The sequence below is a fragment of the Candidatus Cloacimonadota bacterium genome (assembly GCA_011372345.1).
GTDB lineage: Bacteria > Cloacimonadota > Cloacimonadia > Cloacimonadales > TCS61 > DRTC01.
Genome location: DRTC01000276.1, coordinates 1 through 4739, shown reverse-complemented (window position 1 = coordinate 4739; position 4739 = coordinate 1). Strand labels below are relative to the sequence as shown.

General features: G+C 35.8%; 3 protein-coding genes. All 3 read right to left on the bottom strand.

Features of this window, described 5'->3' with window-relative positions; genetic code table 11:
- Positions 1 to 156: 156 nt before the first annotated feature.
- Positions 157 to 777: a tetratricopeptide repeat protein gene (locus ENL20_05405; GenBank protein ID HHE37992.1), complete on the bottom strand. Its 621-nt coding sequence runs from the start codon at positions 775 to 777 to the stop codon at positions 157 to 159.
- A 434-nt stretch (positions 778 to 1211) separates the two neighbouring features.
- Positions 1212 to 2285, bottom strand: a complete 1074-nt coding sequence (locus ENL20_05400; GenBank protein HHE37991.1) for a hypothetical protein — start codon at positions 2283 to 2285, stop codon at positions 1212 to 1214.
- Complete coding sequence (locus tag ENL20_05395) at positions 2282 to 4360, bottom strand: peptidase M23 (GenBank protein HHE37990.1); 2079 nt, start codon at positions 4358 to 4360, stop codon at positions 2282 to 2284. Before ENL20_05395 ends, ENL20_05400 begins: the two co-directional genes overlap by 4 nt.
- Between the last annotated feature and the right edge of the window lie 379 nt (positions 4361 to 4739).

The window sequence follows — 4739 nt, the reverse complement described above, 5'->3', positions numbered from 1 at the left end:
AATTAGCCACAGAGTCACAGAGATCACAGAGATTTTTTATTTTGCATTTCAATTTTCTGAATTCCCGTTTCCTTTTCCTGTTTCCAATTATATTTTTAATCAATTTACAAAGTTATGTTCTTATTTCTTCGGTAGAAACTTCGGAAAGTATAAATTCTAAAACTTCTCCAGATAAGTTGTTGCCGTTGTATTGGTCGGATCGAGAATAATGATTGTCTCAAAGATCTGCTTACTCTCATCTTTCTCATCATTCAGGAAAAGATTTTCCGCCAGTTCCTGCAGGTAAGTTACGGAAGTCGGAAAGATCGTCAGCATTTTACGGTTTACTTTAATTGCCAGATCATATTTCTGCTGCATTTTCAGGGAATATGAATACCAGTAGTTCGCATATTCGTTGTAATAATCGATCTGCAGGATTTGAGCGGACTGCTCCTCGACTTCTTCCCAATCTTCGCGTGCCACATAAAGCAGGTTGATCGTATTCAAAACCTCAAGAGAAGAGGGATAGATAAGAAGTGCTGATTCCAGGTGTTCCAGCGCATTGGCATATTTTCCATCCAGGTAATAGAGCCAGCCGAGACGATAATTCACAGTATAAGTGTTCGGGAAATTGGTAAAAACATCCTTCAAAGCATCGATCGCTTTGGAATATTTTTCGGAAGTTTCGTATTTATACGATTTATAATAGCAGGTCTGAATATCAGTGAAAGACATCTCTTCTGCAAACAAAGAAATTATCAGTATTACTGTTAAGATCAAAACTATTTTTTTTATCATTTTTCTCTCCTCTTTTTCTTCCGAAGCTTTCTTTCACTTGTTCATACATAAAGATTCGGAAGGATGTGAATGCCCCTAACTTTCCGAATCCGGCAGCTGCCGGATAAGAATATCTTCATGAGAAGCTTCGGAAAGTCAGCATAAGTTTTTCATAATCTTTCATAAATTATGATACACTACCTTTATAGAATCAGATGAGTTCTGTAACGGTCGAAATTGTCATTGCGAGGTGTCTTACAAAGGAATTCTTACGAAGCAATCTGCAATTCTAACTTTATAATAAAAAAGAGATTACTTCGGTCGATGCGAGCAAGAGAGAACTCGTAATGACAATCAATTTCTGATCAACCTGCAAACGAAAACAACTGTTATGCAAAACTCTTTATATAACCAGACTATTTTTCCCACAAAAACCTGCAAACTATTTTAATGAATTATTTTAATTTGAAATAGAAATTCAGCAGATGAGTATCAACCTGGTAAGTGTCATAATAATTCTTTTTATATTGATAAGAAATGCTCCAATTCCGCAGGAAAGGATAAACGATCATTCCCAGCGAATAATTTAAATCAAAATCTCTGGTCGTATTCAGAAATTTATTGTTATAAGTTTGAAGCAGAAATTTTTCACCTTTGGAAAATCCTCCGAAAAAGCCGAAATAATCAGAATAATATCCGGCATCAAAATGATAATGAGAATTAATTTTATCATCGAATTCATCTGCTTTCAGAATTCTATAAATATCGATTCCGGCATCCAATAATAGATTTTTATATAGATAAGAAAACTTTTGCGAGAACTGGATCGTATTCAATTTCTGCTCTTCCGTAATTTCTTCGAAAATGTTGTATTCTTCAATAATTGTAGTCACAACGCTGTCCGGCTGAAAGGCATAAGTCGTATCATCAAAAGTCGTGTATTGCTGCTCGTCGATGATGATCCACTCAACTTCACTCTTCGTTTCATACTTTATCTTTGAAAAAGCAAAATTGGAATTGAAAGAAAATTTGCCAATTTCATATCTATGATTACTTGCCAGCATGACTGCAAAATTGTATCTGCTGTTTTCAAAGGAAGAATATTTGAATTCCAGACCGGAAGCGTATTTTTGAGAAAATTTGTGCTCAAATGAGAGAAAAATCTCATTTTGGAAAATATCCCTTTTATCATATTTCATTGTGTCCTGATAAACAGAAGTTGAATCATAAAAAGGATTTACGAATATCGTGTCAGGATTGGAATAATAAACCGAATCAATCCAGGTTTCTCGATTTTTCAGATCATAAATTTTGGAAAGGTCTGTTTTTCCGTTCGTTTTTTGCTCGCTGATGAAAATCGAGAAGATGTCGCTCCCTTTCCTGTTATTCAAAGTGAAACTTTCATAAGTTCCGGATTTGAAGGTTTTATTGTTGGAATATTTGTAATACATGATGTCGGATAAAAAAGTGAGTTCTGCAAATATGCTGCAAAACAGAAAAGCAAAGACAGTTAAAAATATTGTTTTCATTTGAGCAAACTCAAAACGATTTCCTGATCCGGCATTTTGACTTCGATCGTTCTGAAACCTTTATAATTATCCAGAACAACTCCGGTTAGAATTTTCTCGTTTTTCCAGGAAACCTTTCCCGAAATTTCATATTCATTCTCCAGTTTATACTCACCGAAACTGCTTCTTAAATTGTAGTTAAATGACTTCATCAGCAGATGCAGACCATTGTTATTAAAGAGCAGATTATCGGGCAGGAATTCTTTCCAGTTCAGTCCGATATCGTTCGTCAGCGGCATTTTGGGAAGAGCCAGGAAAAGGTATTTCAGAAAAGATTTTCGATTCCCTTCAAAACTGTAAAAAACGAACATGTCATTCTCGATCCCGAAAAACAACATATCTTTTGTGCCTTTAATATTGAAATAATAAGAACCGTCGATCGCCATCCGGACGACAATTTCAAATTCCCTTTTTTCCACGCCGTCAATCGCTAATCTATATTTGAAAACATCATCAAGAATGAACTGGAATATCTTTTTATGCTTTCTGGAAGTATTGATCTTTTCCACTTTCATGTTCTTTTTCAGAACTTCATTTGCCAGAAATTTCTGGTTGGAATCTTTGCAGAAACTGATAAAAAAATTATAAGTTTTAGAAGCAAGTTTCGGCAGATATTGAACCTGCATATGAATATGCGGTTGCGGAGAATAACCGGAATTTCCACAATTGGCGATCACTGCTCCGAACTTAACAAAATCTCCGTTCTTCACCTGCAGAGATTTTGTCTGAAGATGAGATATTTCCACATAATATCCAAGTGCGGAATAGATAATAATGTAATTTCCCCAATTATTTTTTTTATCGACACTTCCGATGGGATTATCCTTCAGAAGATCGTAAGCATCGATAACAGTTCCGCTGACTGGTGCCAGAACCGGTTTGCCATAGCAGTAATAATCTTCGAGTTTTGAACCTTTTCTGCGGAATGTGTTGTCATCCTCATCAGTGATCACAAAATCATAAGCATACTGCCAGTGTCCTTTATGCGTCCAGACATCGTCGAAAGATTGATAAACAGTCCATTTACCCGAAAATGGAAGATATGGCTGGGGTGTGATATAATCAAACCTTTTCCGGAAATTGAGAAAACTCGCCAGCGATGCTTCCGGAGATTCCTTGATGAAAAGATTGATCCGCTTATAATCGATGTTCACCAAAACATAAACAAAAAGCAGAACTACAATATTGAATGGTAAAGTAAAGACTGGAATCCCAAAAGACGACCAGAAAACCGAGACTGCATCCAAAATAAAGACAGATACAATCACACCGATCAAAGCAAGCGTGTAGGTGCGTTTGGAAGGAATCAGGAAAATACCACCGAGAGCCATTCCTACGAGAATAAAATTGAAAGTGGAAATATCGGCAAAGGCTTGCGTATAACTTCCTTTCAGAAGAGCAAGCACTGAAATTCCCAGATAATAAGAAAAAACTGCCAGAATGAAGGAGATGCGAGAATAAACGAGAATCGCGAGTAAAACCAGAATTCCGATAATATCATAAGGAGAGAAAAGGAGCACTCCGAAAGTCCTGAACAAACCTTGAAGAAAAGACGGCAGATTGGGAAGATTCAATTTTTCGTGAGGATAGAAAGAATCTACGAAAAGAGCGCTGTATTTCACAGAAGCAAGATAAATGATCGTGCTGACCATCGTGAAAGGAATGTTCAAAACCGGTAACCTGAGATAATAAGAAAACAGTGAATAAAGCGTGTAACTTAACAAAACCGTGAGGATGGAGGTTCCGATGGTCAGGAAAATGGATAAAAAGGAAATCTTGAATAAAAAACCGATGGAGAATCCAACGAGAAGCGAATTATAGGTATATATCGTATGAACTACATCATCTTTTTTAATGCCGATGAATCTAGCAAAAACAAAAGTTGTAAGCCATGCTATCAATCCTAAAACCGCGATGTTTTTGTTGAAGCAAGTTGTTATCAACAGAATCAAACCAACGATGCGGTTGTGCATGAACAACAAGGTTGAATAGCTATATAACAGATTATCTATGTAATGGAGAATTTGTTGTTTCATTTTATTCACCGCGAAGACGCAAAGGACGCAAAGAAAAAAACATTTTGTTCCCAAATTGGATTTGAGAATATAATTGTCTGTGGAATTTCATTTCGCTTGAACCTATTCTTCTCATAGTAAAACTTGAGTTAAGTTGGCTTCAGCCAATCTTGACTTAAGTTTTTTCATTCTGAATCATTTTATCCTTTTTTTACTATAACCATTGAAAAAGTTAATGAGAAAGAATTCCTCCATTAGAAACTATTTTCAAGGTTTGTTTAAATTCTCCTATGAAACCACTTTTCAACTTCCGAATGTTTTTGCTTGCAAAATCTTCGGAATGTTGAGGTGCTTTAACTTTAAAAAGGGTTCATAATATTCTCTTCCTGCTTAACCTTTT